At 57.6% G+C, this 255-nt stretch carries 1 rRNA gene; it reads left to right on the forward strand.

Features of this window, described 5'->3' with window-relative positions:
- A 16S ribosomal RNA gene (locus M8006_RS17945) occupies positions 1–255 on the forward strand; the annotation flags it as partial.

Below are 255 nucleotides of genomic sequence, written 5' to 3' on the forward strand. Positions count from 1 at the left end.
GGGAGGCAGCAGTGGGGAATATTGGACAATGGGGGCAACCCTGATCCAGCCATGCCGCGTGTGTGAAGAAGGCCCTCGGGTTGTAAAGCACTTTCAGCGAGGAAGAACGCCTGTCGGTTAATACCCGGTAGGAAAGACATCACTCGCAGAAGAAGCACCGGCTAACTCCGTGCCAGCAGCCGCGGTAATACGGAGGGTGCAAGCGTTAATCGGAATTACTGGGCGTACAGCGCGCGTAGGTGGCGTGATAAGCCG

It is taken from the genome of Halomonas llamarensis (assembly GCF_023555005.1).
Taxonomy (GTDB): domain Bacteria; phylum Pseudomonadota; class Gammaproteobacteria; order Pseudomonadales; family Halomonadaceae; genus Vreelandella; species Vreelandella llamarensis.